Source organism: Blautia luti, assembly GCF_013304735.1.
Taxonomy (GTDB): domain Bacteria; phylum Bacillota; class Clostridia; order Lachnospirales; family Lachnospiraceae; genus Blautia_A.
This window is the reverse complement of the sequence record NZ_JAAITI010000024.1, coordinates 1-22,493: the sequence shown is the minus strand read 5'-3', so window position 1 is coordinate 22,493 and position 22,493 is coordinate 1. Positions and strand designations below refer to the sequence as shown.

Sequence of the window (22,493 nt, the reverse complement as noted above, 5' to 3'; positions counted from 1 at the left end):
CAAAAAGGCGGTTATTCAAGTCTGATATAATTCTGTCTTCCGGTTTCCTTCACCAGTCCCATCAGCATGAGCTGTCCCAGTATACCGGCTGTTTTTCCCGGTGAAAAACCGGTTTTTCTGATAATCTGATCCAGATTTTTTGGTCGTAAATCGAGACAACTATACACCAAATCCAAATCCGTTGCAAGTCCTATCTTGGTTTTTCCCGACAAATTTGTCTTTTTTTTCACAGACAAACCCCACTCATCCAGAAGAATTTCCGGGGAATAGGCAATCCCCGCTCCATCGTAAATCAGTTTGTGGCATCCACGGCTTAACGCATCATTTACCGCTCCTGGAATGGCATATACCATTTTTCCCTGCTCCAGTGCACAGGCTGCAGTAATCAGCGATCCACTCTTTTCTTTTGCTTCCACCACAAGTACCAGATCCGCAAGTCCGCTGATGATCCGGTTCCTGGCCGGAAAATGATAGGCCCTGCCTCTGGTTCCTGGTTCATATTCGCTGATAATTCCACCATTTTCCTGAGGAATCCTCCGGTAAATACTTCTGCTGGATGACGGATAACAGATATCGACGCCGTTTCCAAGCACTGCAAACGTCGGCGTTCCTCCTTCCAGTGCTCCTTTATGGCTTTCTGCATCAATCCCGGCTGCCATACCGCTGATCACCTGTACACCATGCTCACTCAAAAACTTCCCATAACGAAAAGCCTGTATCCGACCGTAGGTACTGCACAGTCTGGCTCCCACAATCGCAGCGGAAGGACGGTCATTTTCAGGAAACCTTCCAATATAATACAGTCTCTCCGGCATACCGGAAATTTCCCGGAGTTTTGCCGGATAAATACGACTGTTTTTTTCCGCACAGCGAATCTTTTTCTGTATTTCTTCCATTATAAAGTACCTTCCTTTCTGCTGTTTTATGACCAATATTTTTTATCATATGCCCGGTATGTCAGTGCCTCACAGATATGTTCCGATTGAATCTTTTCTGATTTTTCCATATCCGCAATGGTTCTGGCTACTTTCAGTATCTTGTGATATGCCCTGGTGCTGAACTGGAACTGCCCGTATGCCTGTTCCAGTATTTCTTCTGCTGCCCTCGTCAACACACAGTACTTCTCCAGCATTCTTCCGTCAAGCTCTCCGTTAAAACAGATTTCTTCTTTCTGATAACGCTTTCTCTGAATCTCCTGTACCGCCTCTACTCTTTCTCTGATTTTCGCCGAAGATTCCCCCTGTATTCTTTTTTTCATTTTTGAAAAACTCACGGCCGGAACTTCTGTGCAGATATCAATCCGCTCCAGAAGAGGCTGGCTGATTTTGCCCAGATAATGTGTAATTTCTCCAGGTGTGCAACGACAGCGGTTCATATCCGGATAAAATCCACACGGGCAGGGGTTCATCGCCGCTGCCAGCATAAAACTCGCAGGAAATGTATAAGTTCCTGCTGCCCTGGACAGATGAATTTCTTTATCTTCCAGAGGCTGTCGAAGAATCTCCAGACTTTTCCTGGAAAATTCCGGCATTTCATCCAGAAAAAGTACGCCCCTGTGTGCCAGAGTAATTTCCCCCGGGCCTGGAATCCTGCCTCCTCCTGCCAATGCCTGTGGAGAACTGGTATGATGGGGACTGCGAAATGGCCTTTCCCTGATCAGTGGATCTTTTTCTGTGAGAAGTCCTGCCACACTGTATACTTTTGTTATCTCCAGACTCTCCTCAAAAGTAAGTTTCGGCATAACTGTCGGCAGACGCCTTGCAAGCATGGTTTTCCCGGAACCCGGTGGGCCAATAAAAAGGATATTGTGAAACCCGCTGACTGCGATTTCCGCTGCTCGTCTTGCCGCTTCCTGACCACAGATATCCGCAAAATCGACACCTTTTTCTTCCTGGCTTTCTCTTTTTTCTACTTCCGGTTCCGGATATGTATACATCTGTGGTTCCTTCAGGCAGCAAATCATATCTGTCAGTGTCTTCACACCAACCACCTGCATATCCCGTACCAGCCTTCCCTCTCTCAGGTTTTCCTGAGGAATAATACAAAATCGAAGTCCAAGTTCTCTTGCCCGGATCACCCGCGGCAGAACCCCGGAAACTCCATGAATTTCTCCATTCAGACTGATTTCGCCTACAACCAGAACCTCTTTTAGAAGCTCCGGTTCCAGTATTCCGGCTGCTGCCATCACTGCCGCAGCTACCGGCAGGTCAAAGCCTGCACCTTCCTTCTTCATATCTGCCGGCGCAAAATTCACGGTCACTCTTTTGGGTGGCAGACTGAGCCGGTTATTTTTGAATGCTGTCCGCACTCGCTCCTGTGCTTCTCTCACCTGTGCAGATGGAAAACCAACCATAGTAAAAGAAGGAAGTCCGTCACTGACATCTGCTTCAACCTGGATTTCCCGCACTTCCATGCCAAAAATCGCCGCCGATAAAACACTTGCAAACAAATCTTTTCCTTTCTGCGATAAAATCCGAACCCGATCTTCAGTTTTTTCGTCTTTTTCATTTATAAATGGGAAATTTCAGATAGACATTTTCTGAATAAAAGAAGATAATGAATTTAGTATAGTCCATTTTGCTCTCTTTTGCAAGAGTGCAATTCGTTCTGTTTTATACTTCCTATAGAAAGAAGAGGTGAGCACAATGAAATTTCAGCGTATTCAGGATTTACGTACAGACGCAGATCTGTCCCAGAAAGAATTAAGTGAGATTCTTCATATCAGTCAGCGTTCTTATTCCCATTATGAGACGGGATCCCGTAATATTCCTATCGAAATGCTTATCCGGCTGGCAAATTATTACGACACCAGCATTGACTATCTCGTCGGCCGTACAGACCGAAAAAAAATGATCAAATAAAGAAATCCCCGGAATTTGAAGCAGCTAGGAAACTTTCTGTACAGAAAATTTCCAAATGCCACAAATCCGGGGATTCTTTATTTTTTATGTCAGACCGGCAGCTGTGCTATCCCGCTTCCTACTCCGTGTAATAAGTTTCTTCCTCACCATATGGAATCTGATAAATATCGGCATCTTCCTGAGATGACGTATCATTACTTCCATTATAATAGGTATCTTCACTGTAAGTATTTTCATCATAGGACACTGTTCCTTCCTCCGATGTTTCCGAAGATCCTTCTGCTGCATTATTATCAGCCGTCTGTTCCTGTGATGAGTCCTCCTCTACCGGAGCTTCTCTTCTCATAATAGATTCTGTTTTTGGATAGGTCTTTGATCCGTCTGCCCTTTTATAAGTTTTGACTTTTACATAAAGCTCTCCGCTTTTATCAAAAACAAACTCTCCTTTTGCCTTGTTCCCTTCCGAATCCTTAAACCGAAACTGTGTGGCATTTCCTGCCACTTCCGCAGTTACATCTGCCTCCGCACTCAGGGAATGATTTCTTCCATTTATACGCTTATAGGTAAACGAAACGGACTTCAGACTGATATCGTAAATATTAATCGTTGTCAGTCCATCTTCGCTGTACCAGATTCCCTGATAATTTTCCGGTTCAAAAGCCGGCAGTATGGTAGGAATCGGAGTTACTGATGGTGTCGGTGTCGCTGTTGGAACCGGTGTCGCCGTCGCTACAGGGGTGGCTGTCACTTCCGGAATACTCTCCAGAGCTGCCAGTGCCGCCTCTTTCCTCTGTTGTTTTTCTACTTTATTCTTGTGTGAGATAAACAGCATACCACCAAGTCCCGCCAGGATAAACAGAACGATCAGCAGGACTAGCGCTGACTTCAGCCGCTGTTTTCTTCTTTTGTTTCTTCTCATCTGCATCACCTCTGTTTACTATAGCATAGGATAAACTGTCTGTGTACTTCGCATTTTCACTTATTTTTTCTCTTTGATGATACCTTTTCTGTAAGCTTCCAAAAGCTGGATCAACTCCCCGATCCTCTCCTTCAGAGCAGCTCCTGTATCCGTATCTCCTACCAGTGTACGTTTGTTATTGTAATGAACTGCCACCCGGTTGGAAACAATATCCTGTTCCTTGGCTACTGCCTCTTCTGCGGAAGTAAAAGGCTCATGAGCAGACAGGATCAGTCCATAGGAGTTATAGACCAGTGTATAACCGGCAATTCCCGTAACTTTCTGATATGGTCTGGAAAAACCGCCGTCAATGACAAGAACTTTTCCATTGCATTTTACAGGGCTCTCTCCTTCGCTCTGGTGAACCGGCACATGGCCGTTGATGATATGGCCTTTTTCCGGATCCAGTCCGAATTCACGGAGCAGATTGTCTACAACTTCCTCGTTTTCCAGAAGATGATAGTAAGCATTTTTTGTTTCTTTATGCGTTTCCTTATCTTTAATAAAATAACGCTCAAAAGTGGTCATCTTGTCTTTCCCAAATAAAGGAGAATTTGGGGCGGCCCAGATATACCACATGATATCCCTGCCTTTACGCTTTTCGTCTTCATTGACAGAGAAAAATGCCCGGCGCACATAGGTCTCCAGCACATCGTAGAGCTCTTTTCCCTTGTAGGTTTTTCCATAGATCTGGACTTCCTTCAGGCTTCCGTCTTCATTGAGAGGAATGCTTCCGTGAAACAGAAGATTTCCGTTGTAAGTCTTGTAAAGGCCTCCCTTATCCAGAAGAAGACGCACATGGTTCTGCAGTTTCTCGCAGTTACGGAACGCGGAATCCAGGCGTTCCATCACATCTTTTTCCTCTGGGGTAAGTTCATATGGCTTTTTCCAGTCGATCGTAGGAAAATATGTATCGGTCAACGGATATTCTTTTCCGTCCGGAAGTGTGATCGTTCCCTTTTTCGGATCGATCCTCTGAAGCAGGCACCGGTTTTCCATATGGAACTCTTTGTGCCGGCGGATCAGCTGGCCTTCCAGTTTAAACTGGATAATAGCGATAGCTTTGTGCATCTTCCTACCAAGCTCTTCTTCCAGAATGCTGTAATTATTGGCATCTCCCTTCATCTCAAAAACAGTGCAGGGATCATCTTTATAAGCTTCCATTGCAAAGGTTGCCAGCGGCATGAGATTGATTCCATATCCGTCCTCCAAGATATCCATGTTCCGGTAGCGGATACTGTTTCGGATCACGGTTGCAATGCAGGCTTTCTGGCCTGTGGCAGCACCCATCCAGACTACATCGTGATTTCCCCACTGGATATCCAGAGAGTGGTATTTCATCAGACGGTCCATGATAAAATGCGGGCCCGGACCTCGATCATAAATATCTCCCAAAACATGAAGATGATCCACAACCAGACGCTGGATCAGTTCTGCCAGGGCAATGATAAAATTCTCTGCCCTGCCGATCTCAATGATGGTGTTGACGATAGCATCGTAATATGCCTCTTTGTCCAGGACTTCCGCTTTTTCTGTGATCAGCTCCTCGATCACATAGGCATAATCCGCCGGGAGTGCTTTACGCACCTTGGATCGGGTATATTTGGATGCCGTTGTCTTGCACACTTCGATCAGACGATAAAGGGTGATCTTGTACCAGTTCTCCATATCTTCTTCATGCTTTTTCACAACTTCCATCTTTTCCTTGGGATAATAGATCAGTGTGGCAAGAGAACGTTTGTCGCTGTTACTTAAGGTATGTCCAAACACATCATCAATCTTTTTACGCACAGCGCCGGAACCATTTCGAAGAACATGGGAAAATGCATCATACTCTCCGTGGATGTCCGACATGAAATGTTCGGTACCTTTCGGGAGGTTTAATATAGACTGCAGATTGATGATCTCTGTTGAAGCTTTTGCTATGGTAGGATACAGCTCCGCAAGTCGCTGCAGGTATCTTAATTCTTCTTTTTTCATATTATTTTGATATCCTCCTGGGAGTTCTCGCTGCCATATCTCCCGTTAAGAGAAATGGCAACATTTTTATTTATTGTAAGCCCTTCCGGTGTCATATATCAACCCGTAAAATCAAACAGTGACATCTGATTGGACTGTGGAATGTCTCCGAACAGATCCAGATCATCCATCAGATCGATAACGGTCTTGCTGACTTTGGTGCGGTCGCGGAAATCATCCTTGGAAAGAAATTTTCCCTTCGCGGCTGCATCTACCACAGCCTCTGCCGCCTTATCTCCAAGACCCTCTATGGTATCCAGCGCAGGCATCAGTTTATTTCCAATGATCTGGAACCGGTGGGCCTTTGCTTTATAAAGGTCAATGGGCACAAAATCAAAACCTCTGGCGTACATCTCCTGTACGATTCTCATATCCTTCAGTGTATCCTGCTCCTTCTTGGATGCCTCATCGCCTTTTTTGCGGATCTCTGCCATATAATATTCCAGGCGTTCTTTTCCCATACACATCAGTTCATAGGAAAAAGATGTGGCACGGATACTGAAAAATGCCGCATAATATGCCAGCGGATGAAACACTTTATACCAGGCGATACGGTAGGCCATCATAACGTAGGCCGCCGCATGGGCCTTCGGGAACATATACTTGATCAGCTTGCAGGACCAGATATACCAGTCCGGAACATCATGATCTTTCATAGTCTGGATCCATTCGTCACGGAGACCTTTTCCTTTACGGACACTCTCCATGATGGTAAATGCCAGACCGCTTTCCACCCCTTTTCCAATAAGGTAGATCATAATATCATCTCGCGTACAGATCGCGGTGGAAATGGTCGCCGTTCCGTTCTGAATCAGTACCTGGGCATTTCCAAGCCATACGTCCGTACCATGAGAAAGTCCCGCAATACGTACCAGGTCGGAAAAATATTTCGGCTTGGTATCAATTAACATCTGCATGGCAAAATCCGTACCAAACTCCGGGATCCCCAGGCATCCAAGCTTACAGCCGCCAATATCTTCCGGGCTGATCCCCAGGGCCTGAGTTCCTGCAAACAGGGACATGACATCTCTCTGATCCAGTGGAACCGTTCTCGCACTGATGCCAGTAAGATCCTCCAGCATACGAATCATGGTCGGATCATCGTGTCCCAGTATATCAAGCTTCAGAAGGTTTCCGTCAATAGAATGGTAATCAAAATGTGTGGTAATGATATCGCTGTTTACATCATTGGCCGGATGCTGCACAGGCGTAAATTTCTCGATCTCCTCACCCATGGGCAGTACGATGATTCCTCCCGGATGCTGGCCCGTAGTACGACGGACGCCGGTGCAACCCTGCACAATACGGTTGATCTCACAGTAACGCTTGTGCTGTCCCCGCTCTTCATAATAATTCTTCACATAACCAAATGCGGTCTTTTCCGCAAGGGTACCAATGGTTCCTGCCTTGAATGTCTGGCCTTTTCCGAAGATAACCTCCGTATACCGGTGAGCATTGGCCTGGTATTCTCCGGAAAAGTTCAGGTCGATATCCGGCTCCTTATCTCCTTTGAAACCAAGGAATGTCTCAAACGGGATATCAAATCCTTCTTTGTTCATCTTGGTGCCACATTTCGGGCAGATCTTATCCGGCATGTCACACCCTGCCATACCTGCGTATTTTTTTACCTCCGGAGAATCAAAATCGCTGTATTTACAGTCCGGATTCGGACAGAGATAATGCGGCGGCAGAGGATTTACCTCCGTGATACCGGACATAGTCGCTGCCAGGGAAGAACCTACCGAACCTCGGGAACCTACCAGATAACCATCCTCATTGGATTTCCATACCAGTTTCTGTGCAATGATATACATCACCGCATAACCATTGGAGATAATGGAGTTCAGCTCCCGGTCCAGACGGTCCTCCACGATCTTCGGAAGCGGATCTCCGTACATTTCGTGGGCTTTTGTGAAACAGATATTCTTAAGATCCTGCTCGGAGTTTTCAATGACCGGCGGAAATTTATCCGGATGGATCGGCGAGATCTTCTCGATCATATCCGCGATCTTGTTGGTATTGGTAATGACCACTTCTTCTGCTTTTTCACTTCCCAGATAGGAAAATTCCTCCAGCATTTCCTCCGTTGTACGAAGGTAAAGCGGTGCCTGGTTATCTGCATCGGAAAATCCGTTTCCTGCCATGATAATCCGGCGGTAAACCTCATCCTGAGGATCCATGAAATGCACATCGCAGGTGGCAACTACCGGCTTTTTGAACTGTTCGCCAAGTTTTACGATCTTCCGGTTTATCTCTTTTAAATCTTCCTCGGAATTGATCATATCGTGCTTCTCATCTGCAAGCATGAACGCATTGTTTCCCAGTGGCTGGATCTCCAGATAATCATAGAAGTTCACCAGTCTGGCGATCTCCTGATCCGGTACATTGCGAAGAAGTGCCTGATAAAGTTCTCCTGCCTCGCAGGCACTTCCCACCAGAAGGCCATCTCTGTATTTTTTCAGTACGCTTTTTGGGACTCTGGGTCGTCTGTGATAGTACTTTAAATGGGACTGGCTTACCAGTTTGTACAAATTGATCCTTCCTGTTTCGTTCCTTGCAAAAACAATGGCATGATAGGTAGGCAGTTTCCGGATGGTATCCGGTGAAACCGCACCCTGGCTGTTCATCTCATCCACGTCAAAAATATCTCTTTCTTCCAGCATCTTTACAAACCGCACAAAAATCTCCGCGGTACATGCCGCATCATCCACCGCTCTGTGGTGATGATCCAGGGAAACACCTACTGCCTTGGCTACGGTATCCAGCTTAAAACGGTTCAGGGCAGGAAGAAGGAATCTGGCCATACCTACTGTATCCACATAGGTAAAATCATCCGGGATTCCCTGTCGTTTGCAGTTTTCAATGATAAAGCTCATATCAAAGTCCGCATTATGGGCCACCATCACGCAGCCCTCACAGAATTCCAGGAATTTCGGCAGCACTTCCTCTATGGTAGGCGCATCCAGAACCATGGAATCATTGATGCTTGTCAGCTGTTCAATACGGAACGGAATGGGCACTTCCGGATTTACAAAGGTGGAAAAACGGTCCGTGATCTGTCCCTTCTCCACTTTTACCGCACCGATCTCAATAATCTTGCAGGTCAGTGCCGAGAATCCCGTTGTCTCAATATCAAAAACAACAAAATCACTGTCCAGCCGCTGTCCTTTGGAATTGGTGACCATACCTTTCAGGTCATCCACAAGATAAGCCTCCATGCCATAGAGCACCTTGAAATCAGACTCTTTGGGAACACAGCCTCCCCAGGCATCAAAGCAATGGTTTGCCTCAGGGAAAGACTGCACCACACCATGATCGGTGATAGCGATAGCCTTATGGCCCCACTCATAGGCACGTTTTACCAGCGCCTTGGCATCGGTGACACCATCCATGTCGCTCATCTTGGTATGGCAGTGAAGTTCCACACGTTTCTGAGGACTGGTATCCATTCTCGAACTGGTAAAATTGGCAATTTTCTTGATACCTGTAATATTTCCGATGGTCAGCTCGCTGTCAAAACGGTCAATGGTGGTAACACCTTTCAGTTTCAGGAACGCACCTTTTTTTACACTTTCCGTCACTTCCGGAACCTGCTCGTTACGCAGGAACATCTTCACAACAATACTGTCCGTAAAATCGGTCACCGGAAAGATCAGGATCGTTTTTTCATTTCGGATCTCACGGGCTTCCACATCCATAACCTGGCAGCGGATGATAACTTCTCCCATCTCTCCGGTGATACCCTCCAGTGGAATCGGCTCTCCGTCAAAATCCCTGCCGTAAACCACATCTGGATTGCTGTCTCTACGGAATCCGAACCCGCTGCGGAAATCACCCTTCTGGCCTTTCTGCTGTTTCCGGTCAAAGGATTTCTTCTCCGATGCTTTTTCTCCCTTTTTCTCTCCGGAAGCTTTCTTCGTCTCTTCTTTGGCTGCTTCCTCCTGCTTCGGTTCACTCTCCTGATCTCCGCCGAGTTTGGCATGTTTCAGAACATTCTCCACTTCCTGTTTGATCTGAAGTGCGGCATTTTTCCGGTATTTACTCTCTTTCGCCTCCACAAAATCCAGGTCTACTTTCAGATCCATCCCACATCGTTCACAGAAAACTTTATGAAAGTATTCGATGAGGATTTCGCTCTTCTGCCTGGAGATCACCGTATCCGGAAGTTCCATACGCATGGCATCCTTTCCGGTAAACGTAAGCTTTGCTCTGCGGAACAGATTGTACTCCAGCATATTGTAGCTGCGCAGCTCCAACTCCATACTGGAACGGTAGCTTTCCAGGAAATTCTCCGGTGTGTACTGCTCGGAAAGATGAAATTTTTCCACAACGGTAACAGTCATGGGAATTCCCGGAAAACACTGCCGTTCAATCTCATCTTCCAGGGCAAAGATATTTTTCTTGTGGATCCAGCGGCTGCTTTCGATATATACCCTCAGATGCGTTCTTCCCGGATTCATGGAAACTTTTGTCACAAATACCATGTCCAGAAGTTCTTCCAGCTCTTTTTTTACTTTCAGATGAGGAAATACGTCAAAAAAATCTTTCTCCATTATGACTCCTGTTCATTCCAGGTAAGAAGTTCCTGGCGAAGTGTATCCAGAAGTTCCGTCTCCGGTACTTTCTTTACAACCTCTCCATGTTTGATCAGAAGGCCGACACCATCGCCTCCCGCAATTCCGAGATCTGCCTCTTTTGCCTCTCCAGGACCGTTTACTACACATCCCATAACCGCAACCTTGATATCAAGAGGAATATCCTGAACCATGGTTTCTACCTGATTTGCAAGGCCGATCAGATCGATCTTGGTTCTTCCGCAGGTCGGACAGGAAACAACTTCCACCCCGCCTTTACGGAGTCCCAGTGTTTTCAGGATCCTTTTGGCTGATTTCACTTCCTCCAGCGGCGCACCGGTCAGGGAAACACGGATGGTATCACCGATTCCCTGATACAGAATGATTCCAAGGCCAATGGCTGATTTGATATTTCCGGAGTACAGGGTTCCTGCTTCTGTAATTCCCACGTGAAGCGGATACTGTGTCTGTTTTGCGATCAGCTCATGGGCTTTTGCACACATAAGGACATCGGAAGATTTGATACTGATCACCAGATTATCGTAACCCATCTCTTCAATGATGCGTACTTTATCAAGGGCGCTCTCCACAAGGCCCTCTGCTGTGACACCGTGATATTTTTCCACCAGTTCTTTTTCGAGAGAACCACTGTTCACGCCTACGCGGATAGGGATATTCCGTTCCTTTGCAGTATCTACAACTGCCTGGATCCTCTCTTTTGAACCGATATTTCCCGGGTTGATACGGATCTTGTCTGCACCGTTTTCCATAGCTGCAATGGCAAGACGGTAATCAAAATGAATGTCCGCAACCAGCGGAATATGGATCTGTTTTTTGATCCGGGACAAAGCTTTCGCAGCTTCCATGGTCGGAACTGCACAGCGGATAATATCACAGCCTGCTTTTTCCAGGGAAAGGATCTGCGCAACGGTTGCTTCCACATCTTCAGTTTTTGTATTGGTCATGGACTGGATAAGGATCGGATTTCCTCCTCCGATAACACGGTTTCCAATTTTTATTACTTTTGTATGATCTCTGTACATAAAAATCTCCTTTATGAATCCTGAAAGGCAGGTGTCTTCAAACGCCCTGCCTTTCCTCTCTGAACTATCTTTTCGCTCTTACGCTTAACGCCGGATCTCCAGCAGTTTTGTTTTCAGCTCATTTTCCATACGTCTCATATCTGCTTCTGCTGCCTGACGTTTCTCACGGCCCTCCTGCTGGATCTTCATCACATCATCCAGTGTCTGGATCAGCTCCTGATTGGTCTTTTTCAGAGTTTCAATATCTACGATGCCACGCTCGGACTCCTTTGCTGTTTCCACAGATGCCAGGTGGAGAGTTTCCGCGTTTTTCTTCAAAAGCTCATTGGTAAGATCTGTAACCTGTCGCTGTGCCTGTGCGGCTTCCGTGGAATGTGCGATTCCGAGAGCCAGCACCATCTGGCTTTTCCAGAGGGGAATGGTATTTACAATGGTGGTCTGGATCTTCTCGATCATGGTGGTGTCATTGTTCTGGATCATACGGATCTGTGGTGCTGTCTGCATGGAAATGGTTCTTGTCAGCTCCAGATCATGAAGCTTCTTCTCAAAACGATCACACTTGTTTTCCAGATCATTGGCTGCCTGGGCGTCTTCTGGAAGTCCGCTTGCCGCTGCCTTCTGATGAAGCTCCATAAGCTTTCCTTCCCGGAGTTCCTTAAGTTTCTTTTTGCCCGCAAGGATATACATGGAAAGTTCTTTAAAATATGCCAGGTTCTGCTCATACATCTTATCCAGTACTGCAGAATCCTTCATCAGACGCATCTGGTGCTGCTCCAGAGCTTCTGTGATCTTCGCCACATTTCCCTCGGCTTTTGTGTAACGGTTTTTCAGGGTTTCCACCTTCGCTGTCTGTTTTTTGAAGAAACCGAAGAGTCCCTTTTCTTCTGTGGCATCAAAATCTTTCAGTTCTCCTACCACATTTGCAAGCAGCTCTCCCACCTCTCCAAGATCCTGGGTCTTCACATTTACCAGTGCCGCATCAGAAAAATCTGCCATTTTTTTCTGCGTACCAGCTCCATACTGGAGGATCTGGTTCGTATTTTCAATATCGATCTTTGCCGCAAAATCTTCTACGATTTTCTGTTCCTGAGGAGATAACACCGGTTCCTCCACTGCAGGTTCCTGCGGTTTCTCCGGTTCTTTTGCCGCAATTTCTTCTTTTTCTTCTGTAAGATCCGGTTCCAGAGTCAGCACCGGGGCTTCCACCTCAAAGTCCTTAAATTCTTCTCCCATAATCTTCTCCTTAATCAGCTGTACCTTCCGGCAGTCATCTGCGATTTGTTTTCTCATCTGCTCGTTGTACTTATTTCATTTCCGCATTCTGTTTCATTTTTTCGAAATCATCTTCTGTCAGACCTTCCTGTGCCAGAACCGTATGTAACACAGAAATATCCGTAGATACATCCCAGGCGGTATCCCGGAATATGGAATCCAGAAGTTTTTCAAAAGCAACATTCAGTGTATCAATGGTTTCCTCAATCTCTTTCTTGGAAGCTGTGATATTCTCGCCCTGTACAGGCTGTCCGTCCATATCTTCGTAGGCATCCAGAAGTTTCACCGTCATAGGAAGATAATAATCCATCAGCTTCTTAAGATCCGGGATTACCTCCGGATGTTCTCCGGCACGCTCAAAAATCTTCTGAACGATCAGTTCCATTCTGGAAATCTTCGCGGAAATCTCCTCTCCGGGAATGGCATCATTGCTCTTTCGAATCTTTACCAGAAATTCATTTCCTTTTCTCAGAACTTCCTGGGCCTCCGGGCTCATATTCTCTTCAAGCTGAACTTTCGGATCTGCCTCCTGTTTGCGGAGTTCCAGCTGTTTCTGCGTTTCCAGATACTGCTGATACGTCTCATTGCTGGTGATCAGACAGGTGCCTTCAGCATCTACATGGCCTTCCAGGAACCAGCCTTTCTCGATCATCCTGCTGATATCTTTTTTTACAAATTTCTCTGTCTTTCCTGCTGCCTGGGCAAGTTTCTGGAAATTACAGTAAGTATGGTCTCCCAGTGCACGGATATATTTCTGAAAACGCCCCAGTCTACCAAGACGGCTGGTTCCTGCCCCCAGAAGAGCACCGCCACCTGCCGCGCCTGCACACATCACACCAAGAACCCCTGCCGCAAGTGCACCACTATGACCAAGGCCCATCCAGATCAGAAGCACCATGGCTCCAAGGCCCATACCGCTTAAAAGGATTCCGCCGGAAACTGCCATCATCATGCCTTTCAGATTTTCGCCGGTTGTTTTTCCATAAAGAAGCTCCGTCTGTTTCTTCGCGGCCTGCTCTTTCGCTTTTTTACTTTTTCCATAATAGGGGCTCTGATAGGTATAGCTTCTCTTTCGAAACTGGGAATCATTTCCCGGTTCAAATACGGAATTCATGGCATTTTTCAGAGCCTCACTTCCGGAATCAATTGCCTTATTTACCGTCTGGTTGATAGTATGGCTCAGCTCATGGTAGCTGTTTGAATTCACGGCATTATCTACAATATCCTGAATCTTTTTTCCAAGGTCTTCAAATTCGTGATTGTCCATTTTTTCCTCCAGTCCATAGATAACTTTTATTATAGCGAAATCCCGTTAAAATTACAAGCAAATACAAAAAAGGCGCAAAAAACTATTGAAGTCAGCACGTAAAAGTTTTACAATGGTAAAAAGTAAAAATTCGTAAACGGAGGAATCGTTATGGAAAAAAAGAACATTGACTGGTCCAGCATCGGATTTGGCTACATGCCAACCGACTACAGATACGTGTCTAATTTTAAAGATGGAAAATGGGATGAGGGTACTTTAAGCACAGACCCGAATATCGTACTTAATGAGTGCGCCGGTGTACTTCAGTATTCTCAGAGTGTATTTGAAGGCCTGAAAGCTTACACAACAGAAGACGGACATATCGTTACTTTCCGTCCTGACCTGAACGCAGAGCGTATCGCTGCTTCTGCTGCAAGACTTGAAATGCCGGTATTCCCGAAAGAGAGATTTATCGACGCTGTCAATCAGGTTGTTAAGGCAAATGCCGCATGGGTTCCACCATACGGCTCAGGCGCAACCCTTTACCTTCGTCCGTACATGTTCGGTTCCAATGCCGTAATCGGTGTTAAACCAGCTGACGAGTATCAGTTCCGTATCCTTACAACACCGGTTGGACCGTACTTCAAAGGCGGCGCTAAACCGATCACAATCCGTGTCAGTGACTTCGACCGTGCCGCACCTTGTGGAACAGGTAACATCAAAGCCGGCCTGAACTACGCAATGAGCCTTCACGCTATCGTAGATGCTCACAAACAGGGATTTGATGAGAACATGTACCTTGATCCTAAGACTCGTACAAAAGTTGAGGAGACAGGCGGAGCTAACTTCATCTTCGTTACAAAAGACGGCAAGGTTGTAACACCGAAGTCTGACAGTATCCTTCCATCCATCACACGTCGTTCCCTGATCTACGTTGCAAAAGAGTACCTGGGACTGGAAGCTGAGGAGCGTGAGATCTACTTCGACGAAGTGAAAGATTTCGCAGAGTGTGGTCTTTGCGGTACTGCTGCTGTTATCTCTCCAGTTGGAAAGATCAACGACCATGGCAAAGAAATCTGCTTCCCAAGCGGAATGGAGAAGATGGGCCCGGTTATCCAGAAACTGTACGACACACTGACAGGTATCCAGATGGGACGCATCGAAGCTCCGGAAGGATGGATCCATGTAATCGAGTAATCAATTACCGGATTTTGGGATTTATACATAATATTAAGAGCCAAAAACAGGCCGCCGGATTTTTACCGGTGGCCTGTTTTATATTGTTTTTCTGTGTAATTACAAAGCAAGCATTATTTATTTTTTCTCTCATATTTCATAAACGTATACTCCAGATCAAAATACGTCTGCTCTTCACTCTCCGCTGTAACTTCCCAGTCCGAATCCTCATCCAGGTTCGGGAAATGTGCATCTGCTTCATATGCAAAATCGATCTTGGTCACATGGGCCACATCGCAGTAAGGAAGCATCTGTCTGTAAATACTGTCTCCGCCGATGCAGTACACATCCTGTGCCGGATATTTTTCCACTTCTTTTAACGCCTCTTCGATGCTGTGAACGACCACCGCACCTTTTACCTGATAATCCTTATTTCCGGTGATCACAATGTTGGTTCTGTTCTTAAGAGGAAGTCCGTTTGGAAAAGACTCCAGCGTTTTTCTTCCCATAACAACCACTTTTCCTGTAGTTTCCTGACGGAACATCTTCATATCTGCCGGAATGCTTACCAAAAGTTCATTGTTTCTTCCAATTCCCCAGTTTTTATCTGCTGCAACAATAATATTCATCCTGATTTCCTTTCTTTATATGCAATTATACCGCAATCGGGATATTTTTGATCTGCGGCCATGTCTCATAATTCTCCACGATCAGATCATCGGTTGTAAATTTATAAAAATCTTTGATCTCCGGATTCAGTTTTACCGTTGGTGCAGGATACGGTTTTCTGGAGATCAGCTCTTTGATCACCGGAATATGGCGGTCATAAATATGACAGTCCGCAATTACATGAACCAGCTCTCCTGCTTCCATATCGCAGGCCTGTGCGATCATCATCAGAAGAAGGGAATACTGACACACATTCCAGTTATTTGCTGCCAGGATATCCTGAGATCTCTGATTCAGAACAGCATTGAGGACCAGTTTATCTTTTCCCGGCTCTTTGGTCACATTAAATGTCATAGAATAGGCACATGGGTAAAGATTCATCTCATGAAGATCCTGATGTACATAAATATTGGTCATGATCCTTCTGCTGTAAGGATTGTTCTTAAGATCAAAAAGAACCCTGTCCACCTGATCCATCATTCCCTCTTTATACTGATGTTTCACACCCAACTGATAGCCGTAGGCTTTTCCGATGGAGCCGTTCTCATCTGCCCAGCTGTCCCAGATATGGCTGTGAAGATCATGGATATTGTTGGATTTCTGCTGCCAGATCCACAAAATCTCATCCATGGCACTCTTTAATGCAGTTCTTCTCAAAGTCAGCGCCGGAAATTCCCTGCGGAGATCATAACGGTTCACAACACCAAATCTCTTGATGGTATAAGCCGGAGTTCCATCCTCCCACACCGGACGTACCTTCTCTCCCTCTGTGCTGGTTCCGTTTTCTATGACATCTTTGCACATGTCAATGAATATATTGTCTGCAAGACTCATTATCTGATTCCTCCCTGTGATTTTCTTCTGTTCGCTCCCGGAAATATTCTTTTTTCTTAAAAATACCCCTGAAATTTATTTTATATTCTAACACATTTTAGTCTTTACTGTCCACTTCCCCCTTTCATCTCCTCCGTCCCTTTTTCTTCTCCCTCTGTTCTTTTTCTATATTTTTCTGGACTTTTCCAGACAACAGTGCTATATTGAAGCCATGAAAATACTGATTACATTATTAAAACCATTTTCTTTTGCACCTGCGATCCTGATGATGTGCGTGATCTACTCTTTTTCCGCACAGACCGGAGAAGTTTCCGGTGCCCTGAGTTATAAAGTCAGCTATCAGATCGTAGAAACAAAAAATGAAATACTTGCCACAGGAAAAAGCCCGGATCAGCTTTCCCAGGAGGCATCCCATATCGAGTTTTATGTACGGAAGGCTGCCCATATGACCGAATACTGTCTGTTGTCCATCTCCATTTCCTTCCCGCTTTATGTTTACGGAGTCCGGGGAATCTGGCTGATGCTTCTTGCAGGATTTGTATGTGTGGGTTTTGCCGGCCTGGACGAATATCATCAGTCTTTTGTGGACGCCCGCGGGCCTTCTGTAAGGGATGTGGGAATTGACAGCTGTGGAGCGCTGATCGGAATTTTACTGGTACAGGCATTCTGCTGGTCTACCTTACATACCCCAGGCAGGAAAAAATCACGAAAAAAACGTCGAAAAAATCAAAGACACAGATAAGTCAAGTGAGGCAAAATATCTACTTTCCTTTGGCAGTCCTGCACCCGATATATGCCACACAACTTACTCAATCAAAAACGGAACATCCCCGGAAGAAATATTTTTTTTCCTCCTGATGTTCCGTTTTTTATGTTTATATGTATCATATTCTGGCAGGCGTTATCCTGCATCTGATATTTTATTTTGCTTCTTCCTCCGGTGCATCATCCAGATTCTCTGCCAGATGTGCCCGCTCCGCAATAGACATGCGTTTCTTTCCAGCTTTCACATCCTCCGGGGGGCCGGCAGCTTCCTCTGCCGCTTTTTTCGCTGCTGCTTCTTCCATCTCGTGTTTCTGTGCGCCTGCTTTTGCAAGGTTACGGACTGCCATGATCAGAAGCACCGCTCCGATCACAACAAAAACACCTCCCGCTACCAGAAATCCTGCACTGGAATCTTCTGCCCCGCTTATCACATTGGCACAGAGACGATATCCTGTATACACAAGATAACCACCTGCAAAAATCCACAGAAGACTGCTTCTTGTGGAAGAATTTCCCTGGCTGGAATTCTTTTCTTCCGTGGTCTCCTGCTGCAGCTCTTCCTTATTTTCTGTTTTCTGTTCTTCCATGATGTATCTTTTATCCTTTCTGATATCCTGACATTTTTTTATTTGTCAGATATCATTTCCACGTCAGCCTCTGTTTTTTCTTGCTCTTCTTTTACAAGTCTTCCATAAAGTTTTGTCATTTTATAAATCTTCTCAATGATTTTTTCATTGAGCTGACCTTTTTTCATACGCCACTTCCAGTTATCACCAAGGGTTGACGGTTCATTAATCCTTGCCTCATTTCCAAGGCAAAGATAATCCTGTACCGGGATCACACAGCGATCCGCCACACTGGACATGGCTGCGCGGATCAGACTCCATACGGCTGCAGTCTCATGCTTGCCCTCACAGCCGATATAAGCCTTTGCAAAATTCCGGTCATGCTGGCTTAAATTGCGGAACCAGCCTCTTGTGGTTTCATTATCATGAGTGCCTGTATACACGATACAGTTTCTTTCATATCTGTGTGTCAGATACGGACTGTCTTCATTCTCATCAAACGCAAACTGAAGAACCTTCATTCCCGGAAATCCGGATTCTTCCACCATCTCAATAACACTGTCTGTAAGAAGACCAAGGTCCTCCGCGATCACATCCAGTTTTCCAAGATTTTTTTCGAGAGTACGGAACAGATCCATTCCCGGTCCCTTTTCCCAGTGGCCGAATTCCGCAGTCTTATCTCCGTATGGAATGGAATAATACTCGTCAAACCCTCTGAAATGATCAATTCTTACCACATCATAAAGTTTCATACAGTTGGCCATCCGGCGTGTCCACCATGCATAGCCTGTCTTTTTATGATATTCCCAGTCATAAAGAGGATTTCCCCAGAGCTGCCCGGTAGCGGAAAAGGCATCTGGCGGGCATCCGGCAACACCAACCGGAAGATTATTCTCATCAAACTGGAACAGTTCCGGCTGTGCCCATGCGTCCGCACTGTCAAACGCAACGTAGATCGGTACATCTCCGATGATCTCCACGCCTTTCTCATTTGCATAAGTTTTCAGCTCTGTCCACTGTTTGAAAAAACAGTACTGCTGGAAACAGTAAAATCCCACTTCTTTCGCAAGTTTTTCTCCTGCCTCAGCCAGTGCGTCTTTTTCTCTGTTTTTAAGCTCTTTTGGCCATTCGATCCAGCTGATCCCGTTCAGACTGTCCTTAATGGCCATATACAGGCTGTAATCTTCCAGCCAGGCGGCATTTTCTTCTACAAACTTCTGATACTCTGGATCTCCCTCACAGTCATAATTTTCAAAGGCTTTTCTTAAGAGACGGAATCTGGAATTATAAATCTTCTCATAATCCACGTAACTCTCACTTCCACCCCAGTCGCAGTTCTCACAGTCACTTTCTTCCAGATAACCAGCTTTTACAAAGGCTTCCAGATCAATAAAATACGGATTTCCCGCAAAAGTGGAAAAAGACTGATACGGTGAATCTCCATATCCGGTAGGTCCAAGAGGAAGGATCTGCCAATATTTCTGCCCAGCCCTTACCAGCTGGTCTACAAACTCATACGCCTCTGCGGAAAAACATCCTATTCCATATTTCGATGGAAGGCTGGATACCGGAAGCAAAATTCCACTTGCTCTCATCATTTATGAATCCCCCTGTTTTCTCAGTAGTTGCGCTCGCTCACAGATGTCTGTAGGAGCACTCTGGTTTTTATTATATCACCCCATCCCAGAGCGTTCAAAGGCATTTTTTGTGGATATATATCAATATATCATGATAAACCTTCTCCCTGTCTTTCTCATTGAGGATCTCATGGCGCATTCCCGGATATAATTTTCCCCGGACATCCCGGTATCCTGCCTGACGCATGGCACGGACAGCCTTGGCAAACTGGCGGACATTTCCCATACAGGGGTCTTCCGCCCCACTGATAAACAGCACCGGCATCTCCGGTTTCGTACACTTCCAGTGTTTCACATCGTACGCTCTTTTCATCAGGTCAAAAAGTGCCAGATACGCATCATCCGTAAAGGTAAATCCGCAATACTCGGAATCGGAATAATCTTTAACAACCTGCGGGTCGGAACAGATCCAGGAAAAACGGTTTTTCTCTTTTTTAAACCGCATGGCGTAACTTCCAAAAGACATCATCTCGATCAGACCTGCGCTGTGTCTTGGCCCGAAAACAGCTTTTTCCGCCTTTGCCAGGGCTACTCCAACCGGACGAAGCGCATTGTAACTAGGTGATCCGCAGACGATCAGCATATCCATACAGTCATCATGATGGGCTGCATAAGCACGAACAGCCAGGGATCCCATACTGTGTCCAAAAAGAATCAGCGGAAGTTCCGGAAAATGATCCTTGATCAGGCAGTTGACTGTATGGATATCCTGCAGCATGGCATCTGCTCCACCGCCGTACATATATCCCAGGTCTTCTTTGCTCCTCACACTCTTTCCGTGGCCACGGTGATCATGGATCACACTTACATATTTCCGTTCTGCCATATATTCCATAAAAGGAAGATAACGTTCCTTATATTCACTCATTCCGTGAACAATCTGGATGATCCCACGGTACTTCTCGTCACGTCCCAGTTCCGGCACCACTGCCAGACAGGAAATTTCCAGTCCGTCTGCTTTTGAAGGGAATGAGTACTGAATTGTTCGTATCATATTTTCACCTCGTCTTTTCTGCTGCTTTTTTGTTTCTCACAGTATATCATAACACAGGGGGTTTCTCAAACAGTAAACCTATGTTATAATCGTTACGGTAAACCAGATGTGTTACGATTCACTCCATATCCGGTAACTCTGTATCTGGTTTATCTTACCCGAAAACCTAGATGACTTATTGTAAGGAGGAATAATGAATACAGAAGACAATAACGATTTTTACGACGACGAGCTCTCCAGGTCATTGATCTCCAATGATTTCGAAGAGGATACTCCTCGCAAAAAGAAAAAAAGCAAAAAACCACTTGTGATCTGTCTGATCATTCTTCTGATCGCTGCGGTGGCCGGCGGAATTGCCTGGTATATGGTTCAGCGCCATAAACCGGTAGAAGCCACAGAAGAATTTCTCACAGGCATGCAGAACATGGATTTTACCACCATGGAGAACCTTCTCCAGAGTCATGATCTCAGTGCTCTGGATGATGCGGATATCCGTGATTCCGCCTACACAGATTTCTTCACTACTGTCAACAAAAAAATGACTTACAAGATCACCAAAAACAAATTCGACATTCAGAATGGCACCGCAAAAGTAACTGTCCACATGAAATACATCGACGGAACCAACATCTATGCAGCTACCATTCAGGAATATACCCGTAAAGTTGCGGTTGCCGCCTATGCCGGAAAAGAAATGACCCAGGATGATATTCAGGAGATGCTTGCTACCCTTCTTGCGGAAAACGCCTCCACAGCGGATGAGAAATACAGCGAAATCGATATCACCTATCCGCTGATCAAAATCGGAAATGATTGGAAGATTGTTTCTCTGGATGATACTACTGTCAAAGTTATGTGTGCGAACTTCAAGAGTGTAAAAGATGAGATCTCATCTCAGCTTACAGACGATACCACCACAGACAGTTCCAGCACAGATGCCGAATCCACAGGTTCTGATTCTACACAGGCTACAGGTGCATCCATTGATATCACAACAGACAAATTCTCTGTCCGTTTCAAACAGTTCGCAATCTCCAACGATTACGGCGGAAATCCATGTCTGATGATCTACTACGATTACACAAACTCCGGTGATTCCCAGTCCAGCGCATTTGTGGACTTCACTCTCCAGGCTTCCCAGAACGGAGAATCCCTGGAAGGAACTTATCCGGAAGCCAACGATGATGCTGTAGACAATTATATGAACACCATCGATCCCGGAAAGACCGTCACAGTATGCCAGGTATTTCTTCTGAAAGATACCACCAGTGATGTAACCCTTCAGGGAAAAGAAACTCTGAATTTAAGCGGCGGACAGACGACTTCCCAGGTTCTGAAACTGCAGTAAGATACCTGCCAAAATAAAAACGGAAATTTCTCCTTCATGATCTTTTCATGACTGGAAGAAATTTCCGTTTTTTTCTTTTTTCACATACGTATATTTTCCCTGTTTCCGTGAAAAACTATCTCCTGTATAACGAAAGGATGGTGACTTATGGCAAATAAATGTCTGCAGTATTTTGCTCTGACCATTGCTGTGGTCGGCGCCATAAACTGGGGTCTGATCGGCTTCTTTAATTTCAATCTGATAGCGTTCCTGTTCGGAAGCATGAGCTGGCTCTCCCGAATCGTCTACGGGCTTGTAGGTTTATGTGGGCTTTATCTTCTGACTTTCTATACTCTGATCGATCAGGGGGAAGCAACTGAATAAGGTAAGCCGCTACACATAACGCAAAAAATCCTCTGCCACATTGAAAATACAGCAGAGGATTTTTTTATTATAAATAATAAAAAAAAGAACTCTGATCATTCTCAGAGTTCCGAAGAGCGATAGACGGGGCTCGAACCCGCGGTCTCGACCTTGGCAAGGTCGCGCGTT

General features: G+C 45.6%; 18 protein-coding genes. 5 read left to right on the top strand and 13 right to left on the bottom strand.

Annotated features, from left to right (window positions below; genetic code table 11):
- Nucleotides 1–11: 11 nt before the first annotated feature.
- Together dprA and G5B06_RS12705 are read right to left on the bottom strand one after the other, a co-directional pair.
- Nucleotides 12–896: a DNA-processing protein DprA gene (gene dprA, locus G5B06_RS12710; protein WP_173761894.1), complete on the bottom strand. Its 885-nt coding sequence runs from the start codon at nt 894–896 to the stop codon at nt 12–14.
- 26 nt (nt 897–922) lie between these two features.
- A complete protein-coding gene (locus G5B06_RS12705; protein WP_173761893.1) occupies nt 923–2,449 on the bottom strand; it encodes a YifB family Mg chelatase-like AAA ATPase in 1,527 nt (508 codons plus the stop codon).
- Between the two features lie 196 nt (nt 2,450–2,645).
- Here G5B06_RS12705 and G5B06_RS12700 point away from each other — a divergent pair, with 196 nt between their 5' ends.
- Nucleotides 2,646–2,861, top strand: coding sequence for a helix-turn-helix domain-containing protein (locus tag G5B06_RS12700; RefSeq protein WP_148448181.1), 216 nt, complete (start codon nt 2,646–2,648; stop codon nt 2,859–2,861).
- Nucleotides 2,862–2,979: 118 nt separating this feature from the next.
- Here the strand turns inward: G5B06_RS12700 and G5B06_RS12695 are convergent, their stop codons facing one another.
- From G5B06_RS12695 to G5B06_RS12670, 6 genes are all read right to left on the bottom strand, one after another.
- Entirely contained in the window at nt 2,980–3,780 is an 801-nt protein-coding gene (locus tag G5B06_RS12695) for a hypothetical protein (RefSeq protein ID WP_173761892.1), read from the bottom strand.
- A 60-nt stretch (nt 3,781–3,840) separates the two neighbouring features.
- The gene (locus G5B06_RS12690) at nt 3,841–5,799 is read right to left on the bottom strand and encodes a fructose-1,6-bisphosphatase (RefSeq protein WP_148448175.1); all 1,959 of its coding nucleotides are present in this window, start codon (nt 5,797–5,799) and stop codon (nt 3,841–3,843) included.
- A gap of 98 nt (nt 5,800–5,897) precedes the next feature.
- Nucleotides 5,898–10,391, bottom strand: coding sequence for a PolC-type DNA polymerase III (locus G5B06_RS12685; protein ID WP_173772216.1), 4,494 nt, complete (start codon nt 10,389–10,391; stop codon nt 5,898–5,900).
- A complete protein-coding gene (gene ispG / locus G5B06_RS12680) occupies nt 10,391–11,455 on the bottom strand; it encodes a flavodoxin-dependent (E)-4-hydroxy-3-methylbut-2-enyl-diphosphate synthase (protein ID WP_021975890.1) in 1,065 nt (354 codons plus the stop codon). Before ispG ends, G5B06_RS12685 begins: the two co-directional genes overlap by 1 nt.
- Before the next feature lie 84 nt (nt 11,456–11,539).
- Entirely contained in the window at nt 11,540–12,745 is a 1,206-nt protein-coding gene (locus tag G5B06_RS12675; RefSeq protein WP_330606725.1) for a toxic anion resistance protein, read from the bottom strand.
- Between the two features lie 13 nt (nt 12,746–12,758).
- A complete protein-coding gene (locus G5B06_RS12670; protein WP_173772215.1) occupies nt 12,759–13,994 on the bottom strand; it encodes a 5-bromo-4-chloroindolyl phosphate hydrolysis family protein in 1,236 nt (411 codons plus the stop codon).
- A gap of 150 nt (nt 13,995–14,144) precedes the next feature.
- On the opposite strand from G5B06_RS12670, the gene G5B06_RS12665 reads away from it, so the two are divergent.
- Nucleotides 14,145–15,170 carry a branched-chain amino acid aminotransferase gene (locus G5B06_RS12665; RefSeq protein ID WP_148448166.1) on the top strand — a complete coding sequence of 342 codons (1,026 nt, stop codon included), beginning with the start codon at nt 14,145–14,147 and terminating at the stop codon, nt 15,168–15,170.
- A gap of 113 nt (nt 15,171–15,283) precedes the next feature.
- Here G5B06_RS12665 and G5B06_RS12660 read toward each other — a convergent pair whose 3' ends face one another.
- Both G5B06_RS12660 and thyA read right to left on the bottom strand, forming a co-directional pair.
- Nucleotides 15,284–15,778, bottom strand: a complete 495-nt coding sequence (locus G5B06_RS12660; protein WP_148448164.1) for a dihydrofolate reductase — start codon at nt 15,776–15,778, stop codon at nt 15,284–15,286.
- 25 nt (nt 15,779–15,803) lie between these two features.
- Nucleotides 15,804–16,652 (bottom strand): thymidylate synthase, encoded by an 849-nt coding sequence (gene thyA / locus G5B06_RS12655; protein WP_021975885.1) that lies wholly within the window; start codon nt 16,650–16,652, stop codon nt 15,804–15,806.
- 211 nt (nt 16,653–16,863) lie between these two features.
- On the opposite strand from thyA, the gene G5B06_RS12650 reads away from it, so the two are divergent.
- Nucleotides 16,864–17,394 carry a VanZ family protein gene (locus G5B06_RS12650; RefSeq protein ID WP_148448162.1) on the top strand — a complete coding sequence of 177 codons (531 nt, stop codon included), beginning with the start codon at nt 16,864–16,866 and terminating at the stop codon, nt 17,392–17,394.
- A gap of 178 nt (nt 17,395–17,572) precedes the next feature.
- Here G5B06_RS12650 and G5B06_RS12645 read toward each other — a convergent pair whose 3' ends face one another.
- The 3 genes from G5B06_RS12645 to G5B06_RS12635 form a co-directional block, all read right to left on the bottom strand.
- Nucleotides 17,573–18,004, bottom strand: a complete 432-nt coding sequence (locus tag G5B06_RS12645; protein ID WP_173772214.1) for a hypothetical protein — start codon at nt 18,002–18,004, stop codon at nt 17,573–17,575.
- Between the two features lie 38 nt (nt 18,005–18,042).
- Nucleotides 18,043–19,578 carry a 4-alpha-glucanotransferase gene (gene malQ / locus G5B06_RS12640; protein WP_148448240.1) on the bottom strand — a complete coding sequence of 512 codons (1,536 nt, stop codon included), beginning with the start codon at nt 19,576–19,578 and terminating at the stop codon, nt 18,043–18,045.
- Nucleotides 19,579–19,675: 97 nt separating this feature from the next.
- Nucleotides 19,676–20,614: an alpha/beta fold hydrolase gene (locus G5B06_RS12635; protein WP_148448158.1), complete on the bottom strand. Its 939-nt coding sequence runs from the start codon at nt 20,612–20,614 to the stop codon at nt 19,676–19,678.
- 193 nt (nt 20,615–20,807) lie between these two features.
- On the opposite strand from G5B06_RS12635, the gene G5B06_RS12630 reads away from it, so the two are divergent.
- Nucleotides 20,808–21,962, top strand: coding sequence for a DUF5067 domain-containing protein (locus G5B06_RS12630; RefSeq protein ID WP_244094567.1), 1,155 nt, complete (start codon nt 20,808–20,810; stop codon nt 21,960–21,962).
- Nucleotides 21,963–22,109: 147 nt separating this feature from the next.
- Nucleotides 22,110–22,325: a DUF378 domain-containing protein gene (locus tag G5B06_RS12625; RefSeq protein WP_148448156.1), complete on the top strand. Its 216-nt coding sequence runs from the start codon at nt 22,110–22,112 to the stop codon at nt 22,323–22,325.
- Nucleotides 22,326–22,493: the final 168 nt, after the last annotated feature.